The 20,764-nt window shown below is 65.1% G+C and carries 19 protein-coding genes and 1 pseudogene; 16 read left to right on the forward strand and 4 right to left on the reverse strand.

The window, feature by feature from the left end; genetic code table 11:
* Positions 1–124: 124 nt before the first annotated feature.
* From PJ259_RS05735 to PJ259_RS05745, 3 genes are all read left to right on the forward strand, one after another.
* Positions 125–1,237, forward strand: a complete 1,113-nt coding sequence (locus PJ259_RS05735; RefSeq protein ID WP_271655067.1) for an alcohol dehydrogenase catalytic domain-containing protein — start codon at positions 125–127, stop codon at positions 1,235–1,237.
* Positions 1,238–1,328: 91 nt separating this feature from the next.
* Positions 1,329–1,811, forward strand: coding sequence for a cupin domain-containing protein (locus PJ259_RS05740; RefSeq protein WP_271655068.1), 483 nt, complete (start codon positions 1,329–1,331; stop codon positions 1,809–1,811).
* Positions 1,812–1,853: 42 nt separating this feature from the next.
* Complete coding sequence (locus tag PJ259_RS05745; protein WP_271655069.1) at positions 1,854–2,756, forward strand: SphA family protein; 903 nt, start codon at positions 1,854–1,856, stop codon at positions 2,754–2,756.
* Positions 2,757–3,196: 440 nt separating this feature from the next.
* On the opposite strand, the gene PJ259_RS05750 is transcribed toward PJ259_RS05745, so the two are convergent.
* Entirely contained in the window at positions 3,197–4,072 is an 876-nt protein-coding gene (locus PJ259_RS05750) for an alpha/beta fold hydrolase (protein ID WP_271655070.1), read from the reverse strand.
* A 228-nt stretch (positions 4,073–4,300) separates the two neighbouring features.
* Here PJ259_RS05750 and PJ259_RS05755 point away from each other — a divergent pair, with 228 nt between their 5' ends.
* Positions 4,301–5,644, forward strand: a complete 1,344-nt coding sequence (locus tag PJ259_RS05755; protein WP_271655071.1) for an MFS transporter — start codon at positions 4,301–4,303, stop codon at positions 5,642–5,644.
* Between the two features lie 75 nt (positions 5,645–5,719).
* Here the strand turns inward: PJ259_RS05755 and PJ259_RS05760 are convergent, their stop codons facing one another.
* From PJ259_RS05760 to PJ259_RS22860, 3 genes and pseudogenes are all read right to left on the reverse strand, one after another.
* Positions 5,720–6,949 carry an HD-GYP domain-containing protein gene (locus tag PJ259_RS05760; protein ID WP_271655072.1) on the reverse strand — a complete coding sequence of 410 codons (1,230 nt, stop codon included), beginning with the start codon at positions 6,947–6,949 and terminating at the stop codon, positions 5,720–5,722.
* 337 nt (positions 6,950–7,286) lie between these two features.
* Complete coding sequence (locus PJ259_RS22855) at positions 7,287–8,171, reverse strand: methyl-accepting chemotaxis protein (protein ID WP_423815093.1); 885 nt, start codon at positions 8,169–8,171, stop codon at positions 7,287–7,289.
* A pseudogene (locus tag PJ259_RS22860) lies at positions 8,145–8,915 on the reverse strand (MCP four helix bundle domain-containing protein); the annotation flags it as partial. The gene PJ259_RS22855 and the pseudogene PJ259_RS22860, both read right to left, overlap by 27 nt.
* A gap of 276 nt (positions 8,916–9,191) precedes the next feature.
* Here PJ259_RS22860 and PJ259_RS05770 point away from each other — a divergent pair.
* The 12 genes from PJ259_RS05770 (at position 9,192) to PJ259_RS05825 (ending at position 20,733) form a co-directional block, all read left to right on the forward strand.
* The gene (locus PJ259_RS05770) at positions 9,192–10,193 is read left to right on the forward strand and encodes a substrate-binding domain-containing protein (protein WP_271655074.1); all 1,002 of its coding nucleotides are present in this window, start codon (positions 9,192–9,194) and stop codon (positions 10,191–10,193) included.
* The gene (locus tag PJ259_RS05775) at positions 10,190–11,203 is read left to right on the forward strand and encodes an ABC transporter substrate-binding protein (RefSeq protein WP_271655075.1); all 1,014 of its coding nucleotides are present in this window, start codon (positions 10,190–10,192) and stop codon (positions 11,201–11,203) included. The genes PJ259_RS05770 and PJ259_RS05775 overlap by 4 nt, the downstream gene beginning before the upstream one ends.
* A gap of 1 nt (position 11,204) precedes the next feature.
* On the forward strand, positions 11,205–12,062 hold the full coding sequence (locus PJ259_RS05780; RefSeq protein ID WP_271655076.1) for an ABC transporter permease: 858 nt from the start codon (positions 11,205–11,207) through the stop codon (positions 12,060–12,062).
* Entirely contained in the window at positions 12,059–12,853 is a 795-nt protein-coding gene (locus PJ259_RS05785) for an ABC transporter permease (protein WP_271655077.1), read from the forward strand. The genes PJ259_RS05780 and PJ259_RS05785 overlap by 4 nt, the downstream gene beginning before the upstream one ends.
* The gene (locus PJ259_RS05790) at positions 12,850–13,881 is read left to right on the forward strand and encodes an ABC transporter ATP-binding protein (protein WP_271655078.1); all 1,032 of its coding nucleotides are present in this window, start codon (positions 12,850–12,852) and stop codon (positions 13,879–13,881) included. The genes PJ259_RS05785 and PJ259_RS05790 overlap by 4 nt, the downstream gene beginning before the upstream one ends.
* 12 nt (positions 13,882–13,893) lie before the next feature.
* Positions 13,894–14,721 carry a phosphodiesterase gene (locus tag PJ259_RS05795; protein ID WP_271655079.1) on the forward strand — a complete coding sequence of 276 codons (828 nt, stop codon included), beginning with the start codon at positions 13,894–13,896 and terminating at the stop codon, positions 14,719–14,721.
* Between the two features lie 184 nt (positions 14,722–14,905).
* Positions 14,906–15,592: a GntR family transcriptional regulator gene (locus tag PJ259_RS05800; RefSeq protein ID WP_059315128.1), complete on the forward strand. Its 687-nt coding sequence runs from the start codon at positions 14,906–14,908 to the stop codon at positions 15,590–15,592.
* 40 nt (positions 15,593–15,632) lie between these two features.
* A complete protein-coding gene (locus PJ259_RS05805) occupies positions 15,633–16,439 on the forward strand; it encodes an ABC transporter substrate-binding protein (protein WP_271655080.1) in 807 nt (268 codons plus the stop codon).
* A 12-nt stretch (positions 16,440–16,451) separates the two neighbouring features.
* Positions 16,452–17,219, forward strand: a complete 768-nt coding sequence (locus PJ259_RS05810) for an amino acid ABC transporter permease (RefSeq protein ID WP_059315130.1) — start codon at positions 16,452–16,454, stop codon at positions 17,217–17,219.
* Positions 17,220–17,221: 2 nt separating this feature from the next.
* A complete protein-coding gene (locus PJ259_RS05815) occupies positions 17,222–17,998 on the forward strand; it encodes an amino acid ABC transporter ATP-binding protein (RefSeq protein ID WP_271655081.1) in 777 nt (258 codons plus the stop codon).
* Positions 17,999–18,011: 13 nt separating this feature from the next.
* Positions 18,012–19,100: a polyamine ABC transporter substrate-binding protein gene (locus tag PJ259_RS05820; protein WP_271655082.1), complete on the forward strand. Its 1,089-nt coding sequence runs from the start codon at positions 18,012–18,014 to the stop codon at positions 19,098–19,100.
* A 16-nt stretch (positions 19,101–19,116) separates the two neighbouring features.
* Complete coding sequence (locus tag PJ259_RS05825) at positions 19,117–20,733, forward strand: gamma-glutamyltransferase family protein (protein ID WP_271655083.1); 1,617 nt, start codon at positions 19,117–19,119, stop codon at positions 20,731–20,733.
* Positions 20,734–20,764 lie beyond the last annotated feature (31 nt).

Here is a 20,764-nt window from a genome sequence, read left to right on the forward strand (position 1 = left end):
CCCCACACACCGGCACCGACCTTTCATTCCATGCAGGAGAAAAGCTGATCCCATTACCAACCCTCAGGGTTGGTGATTTCCAAACTAGAAAACCTACGTGCGCTCTCTAATAAGGATAAAACTCATGAGCAAAATGCAAGCCGCGCGCCTTCATGAAGTAGGGCCGACGTTCACCATCGATCAAATCGACATCCCGCAATGCGGCCCGAATGACGTGCTGGTTCAAGTCAAAGCCTGCAATGTTGTGCCCAACCTGCGCAACGTCATCGAACACTACCCGACCTGGTTTCCTTACCTGCCTCTTCCCAAGCTGCCGGCCATTTATGGGCTCGATGCCGCAGGTATCGTTCATACCGTCGGTAGCCATGTGCACTCGCTCAAACCCGGTGACCGTGTTTACGTAAACCCTGGGCGTAGTTGCGGGTCATGTCACTCCTGCCTGCGTGGACAGCATCTTAATTGCACCGCCTTCACATTTCAGGGGTACTTCGGTTTTGGAGCCGGCTCTCAGCGTGTTTTTGAAGACTACCCATACGGTGGTTTCTGCGAATACATGACCTCGCCTGCGGACGGGTTGGTGAAGCTGCCAGAGTCGATCTCGTTTGAGCAGGGATGTCGCTTCGGTTATCTCGGCACTGCTTACTCAGCGCTTCGCAAGGCCGGTGTGTGTGCCGGTCAGACTGTTCTCATCAGCGGTGCGACAGGCACCTTGGGGCTGGGTGCCGTCATGTTGGCACTGGCCATGGGAGCAACCAAAGTCTTTGGCATCGCCCGAAACCGCCAGCTTTTAGAGCGCGTACGCCAGATCGACCCGAGTCGCGTTCAGGTACTCTCGATAGGTGATCAGCCTACTGAGGAGTGGGTGCAAGCCAACACGGACGGGTTGGGTGCTGACGTATTCATTGATGCCATTGGCCCTGGGGCTCCTCACGAGATTTCAATCTCCGGAATCAAGTCTCTGCGCCGTGGTGGACGAATGGTCGACATTGGTGGCATGGCAGAAGACTTGCCGGTGCCGATGTTCCAGTTGATGTGCTACCAGATCAGCGTCATTGGCTCGCTCTGGTTCTCGGTTGCTGAAGGTCAGGACATGGCAGCAATGGCCGCTGCCGGCACACTGAATTTGTCCCTCTTCGAGCAAGAAGTCTTCCCGCTGTCACAGGTCAACGATGCGCTTGATGCTTTGGAAGATCGCAAAGGCGGCTTCACCAATGTCGTCGTAAAACCAGGCCAGTGATGACCATGGCGCCGCCAGCGGCGGCGCTTCGTATAAGGGGTCTGTAATGTCGATTAGAAGGCTAGTTACTGGAAATCGTGACGGGAAGTCAGTGGTTCTTAGCGATGGCGCGATACCACGGCATCATCATTATCGTGAAACACCAGGGTTCTCGACTGCCCTTGCTTGGTCATCATTGGAAGCTTTACCAACCAGTCCAGATGAAGCGGTCGGGTCAAAAACCTCCTACCTGCCAGCAGGCGGCGAATCCAAGTTTCTCGTCGTCACTTTCCCTCCTGATTCAGTGTTCACTTCAGACTCGTTCGACCCCGAGGCAGCTTACCTCGAACAGAGGGAACACCTCACCGGTTTGATTGATCACTTCGATCCCGAAAGACCTGGTATGCACGCTACACCAACGCTCGACTACGGCATCGTTCTGTCTGGATCTGTGTGGCTTGAGCTCGATGATGGCGTAATTGAGCGACTCGACTCATTCAGTGTCGTTGTTCAGCAGGGCAACGTTCATGCCTGGAGAAACCAGGGAACTGAGCCTGCGATGGTAGCGTTTGTGCTTATCGGCCAGCACGTGTAACGACCGCACCCCCTCACCACAAAAACAATATTGAGGTTCGCTATGAAGACCTATGCATTGCTGTGCCTGTCATTTGGCTCACTGATGAGCTCAGCCGCTTACGCAACTGAAAACGGCGACACCACTTGGCCACTGGGTGTGCAGACTGTCGTACCTGCATTAGTCCCCGCACCAGGTGAAACAAGCTTTTATAGCTACACCGTCTACTACCACGCCGACAAAACGGTCGATGGGAAAGGTCATTCAGCTGTACCAGGGTTCAAGCTCGATAACTATGTGCAAGCTTTACGGGTGGTTCATACCTGGGATCTGCAAACTGATTTTGGCCTCCGACTTTCCAGTGGAGTCATTGGCAATGGCGGCCATGTGAAGGTGGAAGCTTCAGGGAAATCGGCAAGCGATACTGGCATGCGTCAGGCTTACATCACCCCTCTGAATATCTCGTACTCTCCATCCGCAAACCTAAACCTCACTGGTGGGTTAAGCCTTTTCACCCCGCTTGGCAACTACGATAAGAATTCGCTAGCGAATGCCAGCCCCAATTACCGCACCTACGTTGCTGAGTTTGCTGCCACCTGGTTTCCCAGTCAAAACTGGGAAATCTCGATCGCGCCTACCTTCTCGTTCAATGAGCGTAATAAGGACACTGGGTATAAATCCGGTGATGTCATGAACATCGATTACGGTGTCGGCTACCGATTCGCGAGCATGCCCAAGCTACAGGTTGGCCTCGCCGGCTACTACACCGACCAGTACTCGGATGACGACTTGTCTGGGCAGGTACTGCCCAGTGGCAATCGACTGAAGAAGCTCGCTGTAGGGCCGCAGCTGCTCTACAACTTTGACGAGAAATCAGGAGTAGCTCTCAAGTGGCTGCATGAGGCGGAAGTCGAAAACGGCCCGCAGGGACATTCGATTTGGTTGCAGGCTGCGATACCACTTTAACTCCTGCTCAACAAGCTAACAGAGAATCGAGGTTAACGAGCTCCAAAGATACACAGAAGATGCTTTTCACGCATGGTAGCCACAGTTTCATCTGGTGCTCCTTCTGCCCGCCCAGTGCGGGTTTACACTTCAATGGTGGGAAGCGAAAACGCTAGTTTCCTGAACAGTGCCGTTTCGCTTATCTACAGAATAGTGAATCTGGGTACATGGCGACAATTCGTTCTTGCACCAGAGGTAGCTTCTCGCCGCGAGCTGCCCTACGGCAACGGCAGCTTTGGGTCGATTGCTGTCATTAGCTATTTTCGGTTTTGGTATTTCCAGAATGTCGCAACAATTCGGGAACCGATACTGGCTGCAGCCTTATCCGCCCGTTCAACTATCGCCAATTTCCTTCCTGACGACGTGGCAGGGGCTTTCCTGCCACGTCGCTCAGCTTTGGCTTAAAGCCCATACACCCGCTTGGCAAAACCGGCGATGGCGGACGCCATCGCCTTGGGCTGCTCAGGAGCCATGGCATGCCCGGCGTTGGCGATGACCTGGTGTTCGACGCGCGCCCCGAGCATGCCTTTGAGGATATTCGGGATGACCACGGCGTCATGCTCACCCTGCAGGTCGAGAATGGGCACCTGGCTTCCGGCGGACCAGTAGCTGTCAACCGGCGTATTGTCGCGGGCATAGCCCTCGGCGTCATGGGTCTGCCCATACCAGCCGGTCAGCCAGGGCCGCGGATCGTTGCCCGGCGCGAAGAACGCCTGCTTGAGATAGGTCAGCCGCTGCGCCTCCGGAAGTGCATAGTTGCCGGAGCCGTTGATCGCCTCTTTGAGCCGGCCATAGGGCTTTTCCTTGGAGTCCGGCGGCAGCTTGCCAATCGAGGCGGCGGCCAGGACGATGCCCTTGACCAGATCCGGACGATCCACCGCCAGTACCCGCGCGGGTTGGCTGCCCCAGGCATGCCCCACTACCACCGCCGGGCCGCTCTTCACCTCGTCGAGTACCTGGGCCACGTCGGCGGCGAAGTCGTGGAGCGTCAGCTCGGCCATGGGCGCCTTGCTGCCATTGACGCCCCGCGGCTCAGGGCGCAGGACCCGATAGCCATCGGCGGCAAGTTGTGCGGCGACCTCGTCGTAGTCATGGGCACCCCGGCCAAGGGACGGCAGGATGACGATGACCTTGCCCTCACCCTGATCGAGCACCTGGATGCTGATATCGCCCTTCACGCTCTGAAAGCTTCGTACGGGGTCCGCCGCAAGGGTCGCCAGGCTGAGCGTCAGGGCGCCGAGCGTGAGGCAGCCGGTGGTGAAACGCTGTTTGATCATTGCATCTGTTCCTTGTTGTTTTCGGATGTCACGCAGCAGGCGTGATCCCCGAACGTGATGCAAAGCCTCACGCGGAACAAATGCTTTATCCGGATGGATTCCCATAGTGTTCCGGCATGGACAGGCACATGCCGAAACGCTATGAGGAGCCATGTCGAAAAGGTTTTGGCGGGCAAACGAAGGGCCGCCCTAAGCTGGCGCGCCCCCTACAAGAACAAGGTCCGCCCTATGCCAACTCCATCCGTGCACGAGGCGCCAGGCCTCGATCCGGTCGTGCAGCGAGCCTGCCGCAAGGCCGCCTTGCGCCTGGTGCCACTGCTGGCCCTCGCCTACTTCTTCAACTACCTCGACCGCACCAATGTCGGCTTCGCCTCCCTGACCATGAACGACGATCTGGGGCTCACCGCCGCCCAGTTCGGCTTTGCCGCCGGGATCTTCTACCTTGGCTATTGCCTGTTCGAGGTGCCCAGCAACCTGGCGCTCTATCGCTTCGGCGCCCGGCGCTGGTTGGCGCGGATCATGATCACCTGGGGGCTGTGCGCGGCGGCCACGGCCCTTGCCCAGGGTCCGACGAGCTATGCTGTGATTCGCCTCCTGGCCGGCATCGCCGAGGCAGGCTTCTTTCCCGGCGTGATCTTCTTTCTGTCGCTATGGTTTCCTGTGCAGTACCGCACCCGGGTGATGGCCTGGTTTCTCTTCGCCATTCCGCTGTCCTCGGTGCTGGGTGGCCCCCTGTCCGCCGCCATGCTCCAGCTGGACGGCCTCTGGGGCTACGCCGGCTGGCAATGGCTGCTGGTGCTGCAAGGGCTGCCGGCCTGCTTCCTGGGTATGCTCTGCCTGAAGATGCTGGCCGATCAGCCCGCCCAGGCTGCCTGGCTCAGCGCGGAAGAACGCCAGGCCCTGCAAGGCGCGCTGGACGCCGAACAGGCCAGTAAGGGCACCCACAGCTTTCGGCAGTCGCTCAAGGACGGCCGCGTCTGGCTGCTGGCGGCCATCCTCTTCAGCTACATCATCGGCATCCTGGGCATCGGCGTCTGGCTGCCGCAGATCCTCAAGAGCCATCACCTCACCACCCTGCAGATCGGCTGGATCTCCGCGGTGCCCTACATCATCGCCAGCGGTGCCATGCTGATCTGGGCGCGGATCCTGGCCGGTAAGCGGCGCTACATCCTGCACCTCGCCCTCACCTGCGGCACTGGCGCGGCGGGCTTTCTGTTTTCGGTGGTGTTCAACGAACTGCTACCGGCCCTGATCGGACTCACCGTCGCGCTGATCGGTCTGTGCTCGGTGCGCACCTGCTTCTACAGCATTCCAGCGACCTTTCTCAGCAGACAGGCCGCGGCGGGCGGCATCGCCTTCATCAACGCCACCGGCAGCCTGGGTGGCCTGGTCGGCCCCTACGCCGTGGGCTGGCTCAAGGATGCGACCGGCTCCTTCACCGCTGGTCTGCTGGGCATGGGCTGCATGCTGTGTTTGGCCACGGCGCTGACCGGCGTGCTGGGTCTGGTAGCGCGTCGCGACCGGATCAGAAGCACGGCCATCGATTCCGCCCCTGCGCCCACCGCCGCGTGAGGAAAGCCGGATGGCGCTGAACCTGGCCCCGGGCCAGAGCCCGAAGAGCGCGACTCCTGCGCGCTCGTTGCCCACTCAGGTCGGCACCACCAGGCCCTTGTCCCGGTAGTTGTCGATGTCGATCCCGTAGGCACCAGAGGGCTTTACCGAGCGGACAATGATCAGACGGTCAGCGGCATCCCGCGGATTGCGCGCCAGATCGAGCACCTGTTCCGGCCGTGGCTGCTTGTCGGCGTCAAGGACGAGCAGGACCCGCGGCTTGAGTTTGCTGCCGGCTTCGAAGCCGATGATGATCCCGACCTCCCCGGTGCTCAGTTCGACGATTTCGCCGGGTGGGTAGACGCCAATCAACTGGATGAAGGCGAGGACGACCGTTTCGTCGAATTGCGTGCCCTTGGCTTCGAAGAGAATACGCAGGGCTTCCAGGCTCGACCGCCCTTCGCTGTAGGCCCTGTCACTGGTGATGGCATCGTAGGCATCCACCACGGCGATGATCTTGGCCTTGAAGGGGATGCGCTGCGCCGGCAGCTTTCGGGGATAGCCCAGGCCATCCATGCGCTCGTGGTGGGTATAGGCGACATCGACGGCCGCGGGCGGCACCTCGCGGTTGGCCATCAGCAGCTGCCAGCCGTAGGTGGTATGGGCTTGCATGATGAGGAATTCCTCATCGGTCAAGCGACCCGGCTTGTTGAGGATCTCGTCGGGAACCTTGATCTTGCCAACGTCGTGCAGTATGCCGCACATGCCGAGCTCTTCGAGCTCCAGCGGCAACATGCCCAGTTCCTTGCCCAGGGCGATGGCATAGAGGGCTACGCGCAGGCAATGCTCCGCCGTGTATTCGTCACGGTGCTTGATGCGCGCCAACCAGAGGCTGGCTGCCGGGTGCTTGAGGACACTCTCGACGCACTCGCCGATCGCCTGGCGCACTTCGCCGACATCGAGCGCCTTGCCGAACCTGACGGCATCCAGCATCCGCCTCGACACCGCCTGGGCTTCGCGCCACATCGGCTCGGCGACATTGACCGCCTCCCGATAGTCGATGGCATAGGTTTTCGCCTGGGCACCTGCCGCCTGGGCACCTGCCGCCTGGGCGGTCGAGAGCGGGGTCAGCGACCTGTTCTGACGCCGATCAACCCAGACGAACTCGCAGGTTTCCTGCAGGGTGCGGATATCCTGCACGCTCTGGATGGGAAACCCCTGGAACAGAAAGGGCGTGCCTTCCCATGGACGATCCAGTTCGCAGACGTACATGCCCAGTTGCAGCTGGGTGACAGGTACTCTGATGCTGTATTGGGGCAGCGCCATGGTTTCTCTACGAGAGCGTCAGGGACGGATCTGAAAGGTATTACAATAACTATTGATACCAAAAAGCCATCACCCATGGAAGCACCCAGCCGCCTTGAGCCGATGAGCCGGCAGAAATGAGTCGCCAGAGGCATATCATCGGATAGCCGCAGGCCAGGGTGGAGCCGGCATCTCTAACCTCTGGTACCCACCGTGATGCCCGGGCCAGCCGCTTCATGGCCTACCTCCCTCGCGGAACAGCAGTCCGCCTCAGGCAGTACGGCCACTCGCCCCAGACCGGGCATGCCCACTCATGCGGTCAGGCGCGTAGCCCAGCTGCGCGCCCGTCCCCACTCACTCACGCCAGCTTGAAACGGCGCACCAAGGTCTGCAGCTCCCCGGCCAGTTCGGACAGTTGCTCGCTGGCGCCCACGGTTTCTCGGTTGCCGTCGCTGGTCTGCACCGACAGGTCGCGGATGCTGATGAGGTTGCGGTCGACCTCGCGGGAGACGTGGGCCTGCTCTTCGGAGGCGGTGGCGATCTGCAGGTTGCGCTCGTCGATCAGGCGCACGGCTTGGAGGATGTCGTTCAGCGCCCGGCCGGCTTCCTGGGCCACCTCGTAGGTGGCCTGGGCCTGGTTGGTGCTGAGCTGCATGGAGTCCACGGCTTCCGCCGAACCCTTCTGGATCGCCTGGATCATCTGCTCGATCTCGCGGGTCGAGGTCTGGGTACGGTGCGCCAGGGCGCGGACCTCATCGGCGACGACGGCGAAGCCGCGACCCTGCTCGCCGGCCCGTGCCGCCTCGATGGCCGCGTTGAGCGCCAGCAGGTTGGTCTGCTCGGCGATGGAGCCGATCACGCTCAGCACCTGGCTGATGTCCTGTGCTTGCCCGGCCAGGCCTTCGACCTGCACCGACGTCGACTGCACCTGCTGGGTGAGGCGCTGCATGGCGTCGAGCGCCTGGCCGACCTTGGCATTGCCGTTTTCCGCGGCCGCACTGGAATCCCGCGCGGCCTGGGAGGTGGAGGAGGCATTACGCGCCACCTCTTCGACCGCAGCGCTCATCTCGGTGACCGCGGTGGCGGCCTGGTCGATCTCGGCGTTCTGGCTGGACAGCGCACGGCTGGCCTGGTCGGTGACCGCGTTCATGGTGCGGGCGGTTTCGCTCAGGCGCCCGGAAGATCGGGATATGCCGTGCAGGGTGTCTTTGAGGTTGTCCTGCATCTGCGCCAGGGCGCGCATGAGGCCAGCAGCCTCGTCCGCACCGCTTGGATCGATCTTGCCGTTGAGCTCGCCCTTGGCGATGGCGTTGGCCACGGCCAGGGAATCCCCGATGGGTTGGGCCAGGCTGCGGGTCAGGCGCCAGGCCAGCAGCAGGGTCACCACGACCGCCAGCAGCATGATGCCGACGGTGATGCGCACACTGTGCTCATAGATGCCCAACGCGGCCTGGCTGGCCTGGCGGGCGCCTTCGCTGTTGAATTCGCGCAGTGCGGTCAGTCGTTCCTGATAGCCCTCCGCGCGCAGGCGCTGGTCACCGTTGGCCAGCTTGAGCGCCTCGTTGCGGTCGGTACCGACCAAGACGACGACGTGTTCCAGCCCTTCCAGATAGGCCTTCATCTGCAGGGCTGCCTGCTCGAAGTTGGTCCGCTCTTCAGGGGTCGAAACCAGGTGCTCCCGGTAGTAGGCCGTGCGGGCGTTCATCACGTCGCGATTCAGCTGGATCTGCCGGGTCGCGATGGCCATGGCCGCGCTGTCTTCGCTGGCCAGCAGGCGGATGCTTTCCAGGCGGGTATGCAGCAGCGCGATCTGGATGTCGTCGGTGGTCTGGACGCTCGCGAGCCATTCGGCCTCCATCGCCTGTTCGGTCGCCCGCAAGGCATTGAGCTGGAACAGGGCGAACACCCCGAGCAGCATCACGAACAGGGTGACCGCACCAAAGCAGAGGGCGGCGCGGGGGGCAATGCGTAGCGAGCGAAGGTTCAAGACGGGCTCCTTGAGATCAGCGAAAGGCGATCCTCTAACGCCCTAAGATCGACTGACTATTTCCTTTCTTTAGCGCGATTTTTATTTATGCGCTGATTAAATCTGACTATCTGACTGACTATTCTGGTCGTGGCTTGATCCTGACCGAAACAAGGCGTCTGGTCCCTGCACACCGTTGTTGTTCTTGGCGTCGAAACTTCATCTTCCTGTCATCGAAACGACATTCGTAGCCCTCACTGTCTGCCCTCGATGAGATCGATCTCAAACGAGGCAGGCATGACCGATCTGAAACAGGTAGCGCAGCAGGCAGGCGTCTCCCGGGCCACCGCGGCGCGGGCCTTCGCCACGCCCGAACAGGTGCGCGAGAGCACCCGGCAGCGGGTGCTGGATGCTGCGCGTAGCCTCAACTTCCGGCCCAACCTGCTGGGTCGCCAGCTGCGCCAGCAGAGCACCCGGCTGATCGGCGTGGTGGTACCCAGCCTGCTCAACCCGGTGTTCGCCGAGCAGCTGCAGGCCATGGAGCGCACCGCCCGTAGCCAGGGCTACTCCCTGGTGATCGCCACCACCGATTACCAGCCCGAGCGCGAGGCGGCGGTGGTGGAAGAACTCTTGCGCCAGCGTGTCGCCGGCCTGGTGCTGACGGTGGCCGATGCCGACCGCAGCCAGGTGCTGGCCGAGCTGAGCCGGGAGAAGACGCCCTTCATCCTGGCCTATCACGAACCCCAGCGTCCCTATGCGGCGGTGGCGGTGGACAACTGCCAGGGCATGGCCATGGCCACCGAGCACCTGCTCGCCCTGGGTCACCAACGCATTGCCCTGGTCTCGGGGCCGGCCCAGCAATCGGATCGCAGCGAGCGGCGCTTCACCGGCTATTGCCAGGCGATGGACGCCGCCGCCCTGCCCCTGCTGCCGCGCCTGGAGCTGGCCAGCCATACCGACGCCGACTGGGCGGAGCTGGCCCCACTACTGGAGCGCCATGCTCCGACCGCCCTGCTCTGCACCAACGACCTGCTGGCCATCAGCGTCATCGCCGAGCTGCAGCGGCATGGGCTATCCGTCCCCGACGACCTCTCGGTGGTGGGCTTCGATGGCATCGCCATGGGCGCCCGCCTGGAACCCAGCCTGTGCAGTGTCATGCAGCCGCTGCAGAGCCTGGGCGCCGTGCTCGTCACCGAATTGCTGGCGCTGATCGCTGGCAGCCCCATCCACCAGCAGTGCCTGCCCTGCCTCGTCCGTCCCGGCACCAGTGCCGGTCCCTTGAAGGAGCCTTGCCGATGAAATCCCGATTCCCCTTGCGTCGTCTCCTGGCCGGTGTGGCCCTGGCTTGCGGTCTGGCCAGCGCCCAGGCCGCCGAAACCGCCATCTGCTACAACTGCCCGCTGGAATGGGCCGACTGGGGCGCCCAGCTCAAGGCCATCGCCGCCGATACCGGCATCCAGGTGCCCCAGGACAACAAGAACTCCGGCCAGTCCCTGGCCCAGCTGGTGGCCGAACGCGACGCACCCGTGGCCGACGTCGTCTACTACGGGGTGACCTTTGGCATCCAGGCCGACAAGGCCGGGGTGCTGGAGCCCTATCGGCCCAGGCATTGGGACCAGGTCCCTACTGGCCTCAAGGATCCCAAGGGCCAGTGGACCGCCATTCACTCCGGCACCCTCGGTTTCATGGTCAATACCCAGGCCCTGGGCGGCAAGCCGGTACCCCAGCGCTGGAGCGATCTGCTCAAGCCCGAGTACCGCGGCCTGGTCGGCTACCTGGATCCCTCCAGCGCCTTCGTCGGCTACGTCACCGCCGTGGCGGTGAACCAGGCCCTGGGCGGCACGCTCGACGACTTCGGCCCGGCGCTGGGCTTCTTCAAGAAGCTGGCGGCCAACGATCCCATCGTGCCCAAGCAGACCGCCTATGCGCGGCTGCTGTCCGGTGAGATCCCGATCCTGGTGGACTATGACTTCAACGCCTATCGCGCCCGCTACAAGGACAACGCCCCGGTGGCCTTCGTCATTCCCCAGGAAGGCAGCCTGACCGTGCCCTACACCATGAGCCTGGTGAAGGGCGCGCCGCACCGCGGCAATGGCGAGAAGGTGCTGGACTACGTGCTGTCGGACAAGGGCCAGGCGCTCTGGGCCCAGGCCTATCTGCGCCCGGTACGCGACGTGCCGCTGCCGGCCGAGGTCAAGGCGCGCTTCCTGCCCGCCGCCGACTATGCCCGCGCTGGCACCGTGGACTACGGCCACATGGCGGCGGTCCAGGAAGCCTTCGCCAAGCGCTACCAGGCCGAGGTGCGCTGAGATGCAGGGCCTCGCCGTCTCCCTCGGGCGCCGCCAGGCGCCGCGTCGGCTACCCTGGCCAGCGCTCGTCGCCCTGGCACCGGCGAGCGCCTTTCTGCTGGCGTTCTGGCTGCTGCCGCTGGCGCAGCTGCTGGTGCTCGGCGCCCGCCCGGACGCCGCCGGCAGCTCCGGCTACTGGCAGGTGCTGACCAGCGCCGGCTATCTGTCCGGGCTCGCCCAGACGGTGGTCCTGGCCGCCGTCACCACCCTGGCCACCCTGGTGGTGGCCGGCATCACCGGCTGCTTCCTGGCGCGCCATGCCTTCGCCGGACGCAGCCTGCTGGTGGCGCTGCTGACCTTTCCGCTGGCCTTTCCCGGCGTGGTGGTGGGCTTCCTGATCATCCTGCTGGGCGGCCGCCAGGGTCTGTTCGCCGGCCTTGGGCGCAGCCTGTTCGATGAACCCTGGGTGTTCGCCTATTCGCTATTCGGGCTCTTTCTGGGCTATCTCTATTTTTCCATCCCGCGGGTAATCCTCACGGTGATGGCAGCCTGCGAAACCCTCGACACCAGTCTGGAAGAAGCGGCCCGCTCCCTGGGCGCCGGGCTCTTTGCCGTGGTGCGCGATGTGCTGATTCCCGGGTTGACCCCAGCCCTGCTCTCCAGCGGCGCGCTGTGCTTCGCCACCGCCATGGGCGCCTTCGGCACCGCCTTCACCCTCGGCACACGCCTGGCGGTAACGCCCATCGCCATCTACGACACCTTCACCAACTTCGCCAACTTCGGCGTGGCGGCAGCGCTCTCGGTGGTGCTCGGCCTCGTCACCTGGCTGGTCCTGCTGCTGGCCCGGCGCCTCGGCGGCGCCCAGGGAGACCTGCGATGAATCGTCCCCTGCGTTTCTGGCTGCAACTGCTGTTCACCCTGCTGGTGGCCGCCTTCCTATTGGTGCCCGTGCTGCTCTCGGTGCTGGCCGGCCTCACCCGCAACTACTTCCAGGGCCTCGCCAGCGGCCTGACCCTCGACTGGGTGATCCAGGTCTGGCAGGCCTATGCCCCCACCGTCTGGCTGTCGCTGCAACTGGCGCTGGGCACGGCGGCCCTCGCGGTTGTGCTCGGTGTCCCCGCGGCCTATGCCCTGGTACGGCTGGACAACCGCTTCGCCCGAGCCTTCGAGGAATTGCTGGTGCTGCCGGTGGCCATGCCCGGCTTCGCCTCGGCCCTGGCGCTGCTGCTGACCTACGGGCACCTTGGCGGCTTTCGCCGCAGCCCGGCGATCATCCTGGTGGGCCATCTGCTGTTCACCCTGCCCTTCCTGATCCGCCCGGTGATGGCGGTGCTCAGACGTAGCCAGCTGCCGCAGCTGGAAGAAGCCGCGGCCAGCCTGGGCGCCGGTCCCTGGCAGCGCTTCTTCGGCGTGGTGGTGCCCAATGCCCGCGCCGGCATCCTCGCCGGCAGCCTCATGGTGATCACCCTGTCGCTGGGCGAATTCAACCTCACCTGGATGCTGCACACGCCCCTGACCAAGACCCTGCCGGTAGGCCTGGCCGACAGCTACGCCTCGGCGCGGCTGGAGGTGGGCTCCGCCTACACCCTGATCTTCCTCTTGCTGATCGTGCCGCTGCTGGTCGCCCTCCAGGCCCTCAGCGCCCGCCTCTCCCGTGGAGCACTGCGATGAACCAAGGTACCGCCGTTCGCCTGCGCCACTGCGCCAAGACCTTTGCCGCAGGCCGCCAGGTGCTGCAGCCCCTGGACCTCGACATCCACCCGGGCGAGACCCTGGTGTTCCTCGGTCCGTCCGGCTGCGGCAAGACCACCACCCTGCGCCTGATCGCCGGCCTGGAGCAGCCCGATGCCGGCGGCCAAGTGCTGTTCGACGACCGTGACGTCACCGCCCTGCCCATCGAGCGTCGCGACGTCGGCATGGTGTTCCAGAACTACGCCCTGTTCCCCAACCTGGACGTGGCCGGCAACATCGCCTACGGCCTGAAGATCCGTGGCCTGACGCGCGCCGATCGCGATGCCCGGGTCGCCGAATTGCTGGCCATGATGCAGCTGGAGGCCCTGGCCGACCGGCGCATCCAGCAGCTGTCCGGCGGCCAGCGCCAGCGAGTGGCCCTGGCCCGCGCCCTGGCGCCACGGCCGCGGGTGCTGTTGTTCGACGAACCCCTGGCGGCGCTGGACGCCCAGCTGCGCGAGCAGCTGCGGGCCGACATCGGCGCCCTGCTGCGCGAACTCGGCACCACCGCGGTCTATGTCACCCATGACCAGCAGGAAGCCCTGGCCCTGGGCGATCGCATCGTGGTGATGGGCGAAGGCCGCATCGCCCAGATCGGCACGCCGGCGCAGATCTACCAACGCCCGGCCAATCGCTTCGTGGCCGGTTTCGTCGGCCAGCTCAATCGCTTCGAGGTGCGCAGCCAGACGGGCAACGAGGTGGCCGTCGCGGGCGGTCGCCTGCCCTGGACCGGTTCGGCGAGCATCCTGTTCTGCCGCCCGGAACATCTGGAGCCCAGCCCGACGCCTGCGCACCTCGTCGGCATCCTGGTCGGCCAGTTCTTCCAGGGCGCCCATTCGCGGCTGCTGGTGGAAGTGGGCACCGGCCAGCCGCTGCTGGTCGACACCGCCCAGAACGTGCAGGCCCAGCCGGGCGACCTGCTGCACCTGAACGTGCGTCCCGACGCCCTCTTCACCCTGGCTTCCTGATCGGAGAATCTCATGCACGAACCCTTCCTCCTGGCCCAGCTCAGCGACCTGCACATCAAGGCCGGCGGTCGGCTGTCCTACGGCGTGGTCGATACCCTCGGCGCGCTGCGCATCGCGGTGAGCCACCTCAACGCCCTGCAGCCGCGCCCGGATGCCCTGGTCATCACCGGCGACCTGGTGGACTTCGGCACCCCCGAGGAATACGCCACCCTGCGTGAAGTACTGGCCGAACTGGTCATGCCCTTCTTCGTCATCCCCGGCAACCACGACGACCGCGCCGCCCTGCGCGCCGCCTTCGCCGACCACCGTTATCTACCGACCCTGGGCCCCCTGGACTGGCAGCAGGATTGCGGCCCGCTGCGGCTGATCGGCCTGGATACCCATATTCCCGGCGAGCACGGCGGTCGTCTCGATGCCTCTCAGCTGGCCTGGCTCGACGACCAGCTCAGCCAGGCGCCCGCGCAGCCGACCCTGGTGCTCCTGCACCACCCGCCCTTCCCGGTCGGCATCGGCCATATGGATCGCATCGGCCTGGACGGCAGCGCCGAGCTGGAAGCCGTCATCCGCCGTCATCCCCAGGTGGAGCGGCTGCTTTGCGGGCATCTGCACCGGCTGATCCAGCGCCGCTTCGGCGGCACCCTGGCCTGCGTTTGCCCAGGCGTTTCGCACCAGGTCGAGCTGGATCTGCGCGAGGCGGCGCCGTCGCGCTTCCGCCTGGAGCCGCCAGGGCTGCTGCTGCATCGCTGGGCGGACGAGGCCCTGGTGACCCACCATCTGCCGCTGGGCAACTACCCGGGGCCCTACCCCTTCTTCGCCGCCGATGGCCAGTTGCTGGACTGACGCCAGCGGCCGCCCCGTTTCGGGTCCTCGGGTAGCAAAGGGCCCCAGCGGCGACCCAGAGCGGTGCAAAAGGTAACGGCGGCCACCAGGCGCTCAGGCTCCCAACCCAGCACTGGCGCGCCTTGCCCTCCCTGGCATGGCCCTTGCTCTGGCAGATTGGATACAAAAATCCAGGAAGCCAGCCATGCCGCTCTCCGCCCTGTCCCGCTCCGCCGCCCTGAGCGCCGAAGAAGAGGCCTATCGCCACCTGCTGCAGGCCATCTGCGCCGGGCGCTATCGCAACGGCGAGCGCCTGATCGCCGAGGACATCGCCACCACCCTGGGCATGAGTCGCATGCCGGTGCGCAGCGCCTTCCAGCGCCTGGCCGCCGAGGGCCTGGTGATCCTCCGGCCACACCGCGGCGCGGTGGTCAGCGGGCTGGACCTGGACGACATGCGCGAGGTGTTCGAGATGCGTGGCGCCCTGGAAGGGCTGGCGATCCGCCTGGCCACGCCTCACGTCGGGCCGCGCGAGATGACCCGCCTGGAACGTTTGCTGGAAGACCTGGACGACGAGCAGGAACCCGGCGCCTGGGTCGCCCAGCACCGCGCCTTCCATGAATACCTGTGCAGCCTCGCTGGCCGGCCGCGGCTGCTGCGCCAGATCAACGGCCTCTATGCCCTGATCGAGCCGCACATGCAGCTCTGGCTGCACGCCGACCGCCCCCAGTCGGCGCGTGACGAACACGCGCCCATCCTTGCCGCCCTGCGCGCCGGAGACGCCGTCGAGGCCGAACGGGTACTGCGCGAGCACATCGAGGGCACGGTGCCCGATCTGCTGACCTTTATCGAACGATCGGGCGACCAGACCCGACCTGAGCCCCCGCGTTGAGCCATCCGCCCTGCCCACCCCCGTCCTTCCGGAGAAGACCATGACCCGCCACCGGCTTTCCTGCAGTCTGCTCGCCCTGACCCTCGTCGCCGGCTTCACCCAGGCCGCACCCCAGATCCCCGACCGCCTGGCCAAGGCGTCCAAGATCACCTATTGCGGCGCCCTCGATACCCCGCCGATCGGCTTCTTCGACGAAGCCCAGAAGCCCAAGGGCCTGACCGTCGACCTTGGCGCCGAGATCGCCAAGCGCCTCGGCGACAAGAAGGTCGACTGGCGCGTGGTGCCCTTCTCGGGGCTGATCCCCGCACTGCTCGCCGGTCAGTGCGATGTGCTCATCGACCAGCTGTTCGACAAGCCCGAGCGCCGCCAGGTGATCGACATCGTCAACTACATGTATTCCAGCCAGGCAGTGGTGGTGCCCAGCGGCAACAAGGCCGGCATCCACACCCTGGACGACCTCGCCGGCAAGAAGGTGGCGGTGCTCAATGGCTCCACCATCCGCACCCTGCTCGACGCCCACAACGAAGAGCTGAAGAAGGCCGGCAAGGCGCCCATGAAGCTGGTGGCCTACAACAGCGACACCGACGCCTTCCAGGCCCTGCGCCTGGGCCAGACCGACGCCTACGGCACCACCGTGGAAACCGCCGCCTATTACCAGGGCGTGGCGCCCGGCCAGTTCGAGACCGGCGTGCCGGCCTTTGCCCGCATCCTCACCGGCGTCGGCGTGCGCAAGGACGACAGCCAGCTCAGCGCGGCCCTCACCCAGATTCTCGCCGACATGAGGGCCGACGGCAGCTACGCCGCGCTCATGGCGAAGTGGCACCTGGAAGGCGACAAGCTCGATTAAAGGATGGCCACGATGAACTTCAGCTGGGATGTGTTCTGGCAGTACCTGTTGCACCCGAGCGACGTCTACCTCTACGGCCTCTGGCTGACCTGCGTCATCGCCATCGGCGCCATGCTGCTGGGCTGCGCGCTGGGCCTGCTGGCGGCACTGGCACGGCTGTCGCGCTACCGAGCGCTGCAATACCCGGTGCGCGGCTATGTGTGGCTGATGCGCGGCACGCCGCTGCTGGTGCAGATCGTCTTCCTTTACACGGCCCTGGCTGCCGGCGGCATCTTTCGCTTCGAAGACCTGGACCTGGGCTTCCTGGTGATCCCGGGCAACATCCAGGCCGCCATCATCGCCCTGGGTCTCAACGAGGGCGCCTACATGGCCGAGATCATCCGCGCCGGCATCGGCGCGGTGGATCGCGGCCAGTACGAGGCGGCCCGCTCCCTGGGCATGACGCCAGCCAAGCTGATGCGCCGCATCGTGCTGCCCCAGGCGCTGCGGGTGATCATTCCGCCGCTCGGCAACGAGTTCAACGTGATGCTCAAGAACACCACCTTGGTCAGCGTCATCGGGGTGCAGGAGCTGCTGCTCAGCACCCAGATGATCACCTCGGCGACCTTCCGCGTCTTCGAGCTGTACCTGGTGGTCGCCATCTACTTCCTGGTCCTCACGACCCTGTGGGGGCTCTTCCAGTCCTGGCTGGAGCGGCGCTTCGGCAAGGCCGACGGTCAACGACCCACCGCCACCGGCCGGCTGTTCAGCCTGCAGGGCTTCAAGCTACGGGGACGCTAGCCATGACGACCACGCAAGAACCCGTGATCCAGGCGCTGGAGGTACACAAGGCCTTCGGCGAGCTGGACATCCTCAAGGGCGTGACCCTGGAGGTGCGCCGTGGCGAGGTGGTAGTGCTGATCGGCGCCTCCGGCTCGGGCAAGACCACCTTCATCCGCTGCCTCAATCAGCTGGAAGAGATCCAGGGCGGCACCATCCGCGTCAACGGCGAGCTGATGGGCTTTCGCGAACGTCCCGACGGCCGTCGGGTGCGGGATTCGGAGCGCAACATCGCCCGCCGCCGCCGCGACATCGGCATGGTGTTCCAGAGGTTCAACCTCTTCCCGCACATGACGGTGCTGGAAAACATCATCGAGGCGCCCATCCAGGTGCTGGGCGTGGCGCGCGCCGCCGCCGTGGAGCAGGCGCGCGCCCTGCTCGCCCGGGTACGCCTGTCCGACAAGGCCGATCACTATCCGGCGCAACTCTCCGGCGGCCAGCAGCAGCGTGTCGCCATCGCCCGCGCCCTGGCGATGAAACCCCAGGCCATGCTGTTCGACGAACCCACCAGCGCCCTCGACCCGGAAACCGTTGGCGAGGTGCTGCAGGTGATGAAGGAGCTGGCCGAAGACGGCATGACCATGGTGGTAGTGACCCACGAGATGGGTTTCGCCCGCGAGGTGGCCGACCGCGTGGTGGTGTTGCACCAGGGCGAGCTGATCGAAGAAGGCCCGCCGGCCCAGGTGTTCGGCAATCCCACCCATCCACGCACCCGCGAATTCCTCAGCCGCGTGCTCTAGACCGGAGACCTTCATGACTGTTCGTCCGCTGCTGGCCGCCCTCGCCCTCTGCCTGACGCCCCTGGCTCAGGCCGCCGAGTCCGAAGTGCGCTTCTACAACTGGTCGGACTACATAGGTCCGGACACCCTCAAGCAGTTCACCGAGGCCAGCGGCGTCCAGGTGCGCTACGACGTCTTCGACACCAACGAGATGCTCGAAGCCAAGCTGCTGTCCGGCCACTCCGGCTATGACCTGGTGGTGCCGTCCAACCAGTTCCTCACCAAGCAGATCAAGGCGGGCGCCTACCAGCCGCTGGATCGCAGCCGGCTGCCTAACTGGCAGCATTTGGATCCAAGGCTCATGCAACGCCTGGAAGCGGCCGATCCCGGCAATCGCTACGCCGTGCCCTACCTCTGGGGCACCGTGGGCATTGGCTACAACGCCGCCAAGGTCCGCGCCGCCCTGGGCGATGGCGCCCCGGTGGATTCCTGGGACCTGCTGTTCAAGCCGGAGAACCTGGCCAAGCTCAAGGGCTGCGGCGTGGCCCTGCTCGATGCGCCGCAAAAGGTCTTCGCCCAGACCCTGCACTACCTGGGCCTGGACCCCAACAGCCAGAAGCCCGAGGACTACCGCAAGGCCTCCGCGCTGCTGCAGCAGCTCAAGCCGTCGGTGACCTATTTCAGCTCCAGCAAGTACATCACCGACCTGGCCAACGGCGACGTCTGCGTGGCCATGGGCTATTCGGGCGACGTCATGCAGGCCCAGAGCCGCGCCAGGGAAGCCGGCAAGACCAGCGACGTGCGCTACGTGATCCCCAAGGAAGGTGCCAATCTCTGGTTCGACATGCTCGCCATCCCCAAGGACGCCAGGAACCCCAAGGGCGCCCTGGCGCTGATCGACTACCTGCTGCGCCCCGAGGTGATCGCCCCGGTCAGCGACTATGTCGGCTACGCCAACCCCAACCGCGACGCCACCGCCCTGCTCGATGCCAAGGTGCGCGACAACCCGGGCATCTACCCGAGCGAGGCCATCGCCGAGCGCCTCTACGTCTCCGCCGATCTGCCGCCGCAGATCCAGCGGCTGATGACCCGCGAGTGGACCCGCATCAAGACCGGACAATGACCCCGAAGAGCCTGCCATGCTGAATTTCTCTGCCCACGACTACCCCTACGCCTCGCAACGCCAGAGCGTCTTCGCGCGCAATGGCATGGTCGCCACCTCCCAACCGCTGGCCGCCGAAGCCGGCATCACCATGCTGCGCCAGGGCGGCAACGCCATCGACGCGGCCATCGCCACCGCCGCGGCCCTGACCGTGGTGGAACCTACCGGCAACGCCATTGGCGGCGATGCCTTCGCCCTGGTCTGGGTCAAGGACCAGCTGCACGGCCTGGACGCCAGCGGCCATGCCCCGGCCAGCCTCGACATCGCCACGGTCAAGGCCGCCGGCCACGAGCGCATGCCGGTGCACGGCTGGCTGCCGGTCACGGTGCCGGGCTGCCCCGCGGCCTGGGCAGAGCTGTCGCGTCGCTTCGGCAAGCTGCCCTTCGCCACCCTGTTCGAACCCGCCATCGCCCTGGCCCGCGACGGCTTCCCGGTATCGCCGGTGGTCGCCCACCAGTGGCGCATCGCCCAGGCCGAGTACCAGGCCAGCCGGGACCAATCGCCCGAGCTGGAAGCCTGGTTCGACACCTTCCTCATCGACGGCCAGGCACCGGTCGCCGGCCAGCTGTTTCGCAACCCCGCCCAGGCCCGCACCCTGGAGGAACTGGCACAGACCCGCTGCGAGAGCTTCTACCGGGGCGCCATCGCCAAGCGCCTGGCGGACCATGCCGCGGCCAGCGGCGGCCAGCTGAGCGCAGCGGACCTGGCCGGCTACCAGCCGCGCTGGGTGGAGCCGATCAAGGTCGACTACCGCGGCTACCAGGTGTGGGAGATTCCGCCGAGTGGCCAGGGCCTGATCGCCCTCATGACCCTGAACATCCTCAAGGGCTATGACTTCGATCAGCGCGACAGCCAGCTCACCTGGCACCGCCAGCTGGAGGCCATGAAGAAGGCCTATGCCGACGGCCTGCACTACATCACCGATCCCGAGCACATGAGAGTCGCCGCCAGCGTCTTGCTGGACGAGGCCTACGCCGACCGCCGCCGCGCGGAGATCACCGACCAGGCCCAGCCGCCGCTGCATGGCGATCCCCAGGCCAGCGGCACCGTCTACATCGCCACCGCCGATGGCGAGGGCAACATGGTGTCCTTCATCCAGAGCGCCTACCACGGCTTCGGCTCCGGCGTGGTGCTGCCCGACAGCGGCATCGGCCTGCAGAATCGCGGCTCGGAATTCAGCCTGGATGCCGGCCACTCCAACGCCCTGGCGCCGGGCAAACAGACCTTCCACACCATCATCCCGGGCTTCCTGAGCAAGGGTGACGTGCCCATCGGCCCCTTCGGCGTCATGGGTGGCTATATGCAGCCCCAGGGTCATGTGCAGATGGTGATGAATCTGGTGGACTTCGGCCTGAATCCCCAGGCGGCGTTGGACGCGCCGCGCTGGCAATGGCTGGGGGACATGAAGGTCGGCATCGAACAGGCCGCTTCGCGGGCCCTGGCCAGCGGCCTGGCGCGGCGCGGTCACCAGATCGAGATCGCCCACGACTCCACCGATTTCGGCCGCGGCCAGATCATCGTCCGCGATCCGGAAACCGGCGTGCTCTGCGGCGGCACCGAGCCGCGCGCGGATTCCCATATCGCGGTCTGCTGACCGCCAGGAAAGCCCCGCCCGGGTCCGGGCG

The sequence above is a fragment of the Pseudomonas sp. JBR1 genome (assembly GCF_028198185.1).
Classification (GTDB): Bacteria; Pseudomonadota; Gammaproteobacteria; order Pseudomonadales; family Pseudomonadaceae; genus Chryseomonas; species Chryseomonas oryzihabitans_E.

Bases quoted from the DNA above. Each gene is read 5' to 3' on its own strand.
- PJ259_RS05735 (WP_271655067.1), top strand. From the start codon at position 125: ATGAGCAAAATGCAAGCCGCGCGCCTTCATGAAGTAGGGCCGACGTTC.
- PJ259_RS05745 (WP_271655069.1), top strand. From the start codon at position 1,854: ATGAAGACCTATGCATTGCTGTGCCTGTCATTTGGCTCACTGATGAGC.
- PJ259_RS05750 (WP_271655070.1), bottom strand. From the start codon at position 4,072: ATGATCAAACAGCGTTTCACCACCGGCTGCCTCACGCTCGGCGCCCTG.
- PJ259_RS05755 (WP_271655071.1), top strand. From the start codon at position 4,301: ATGCCAACTCCATCCGTGCACGAGGCGCCAGGCCTCGATCCGGTCGTG.
- PJ259_RS05760 (WP_271655072.1), bottom strand. From the start codon at position 6,949: ATGGCGCTGCCCCAATACAGCATCAGAGTACCTGTCACCCAGCTGCAA.
- PJ259_RS22855 (WP_423815093.1), bottom strand. From the start codon at position 8,171: ATGCGCGCCCTGGCGCAGATGCAGGACAACCTCAAAGACACCCTGCAC.
- PJ259_RS05770 (WP_271655074.1), top strand. From the start codon at position 9,192: ATGACCGATCTGAAACAGGTAGCGCAGCAGGCAGGCGTCTCCCGGGCC.
- PJ259_RS05775 (WP_271655075.1), top strand. From the start codon at position 10,190: ATGAAATCCCGATTCCCCTTGCGTCGTCTCCTGGCCGGTGTGGCCCTG.
- PJ259_RS05780 (WP_271655076.1), top strand. From the start codon at position 11,205: ATGCAGGGCCTCGCCGTCTCCCTCGGGCGCCGCCAGGCGCCGCGTCGG.
- PJ259_RS05785 (WP_271655077.1), top strand. From the start codon at position 12,059: ATGAATCGTCCCCTGCGTTTCTGGCTGCAACTGCTGTTCACCCTGCTG.
- PJ259_RS05790 (WP_271655078.1), top strand. From the start codon at position 12,850: ATGAACCAAGGTACCGCCGTTCGCCTGCGCCACTGCGCCAAGACCTTT.
- PJ259_RS05795 (WP_271655079.1), top strand. From the start codon at position 13,894: ATGCACGAACCCTTCCTCCTGGCCCAGCTCAGCGACCTGCACATCAAG.
- PJ259_RS05800 (WP_059315128.1), top strand. From the start codon at position 14,906: ATGCCGCTCTCCGCCCTGTCCCGCTCCGCCGCCCTGAGCGCCGAAGAA.
- PJ259_RS05805 (WP_271655080.1), top strand. From the start codon at position 15,633: ATGACCCGCCACCGGCTTTCCTGCAGTCTGCTCGCCCTGACCCTCGTC.
- PJ259_RS05810 (WP_059315130.1), top strand. From the start codon at position 16,452: ATGAACTTCAGCTGGGATGTGTTCTGGCAGTACCTGTTGCACCCGAGC.
- PJ259_RS05815 (WP_271655081.1), top strand. From the start codon at position 17,222: ATGACGACCACGCAAGAACCCGTGATCCAGGCGCTGGAGGTACACAAG.
- PJ259_RS05820 (WP_271655082.1), top strand. From the start codon at position 18,012: ATGACTGTTCGTCCGCTGCTGGCCGCCCTCGCCCTCTGCCTGACGCCC.
- PJ259_RS05825 (WP_271655083.1), top strand. From the start codon at position 19,117: ATGCTGAATTTCTCTGCCCACGACTACCCCTACGCCTCGCAACGCCAG.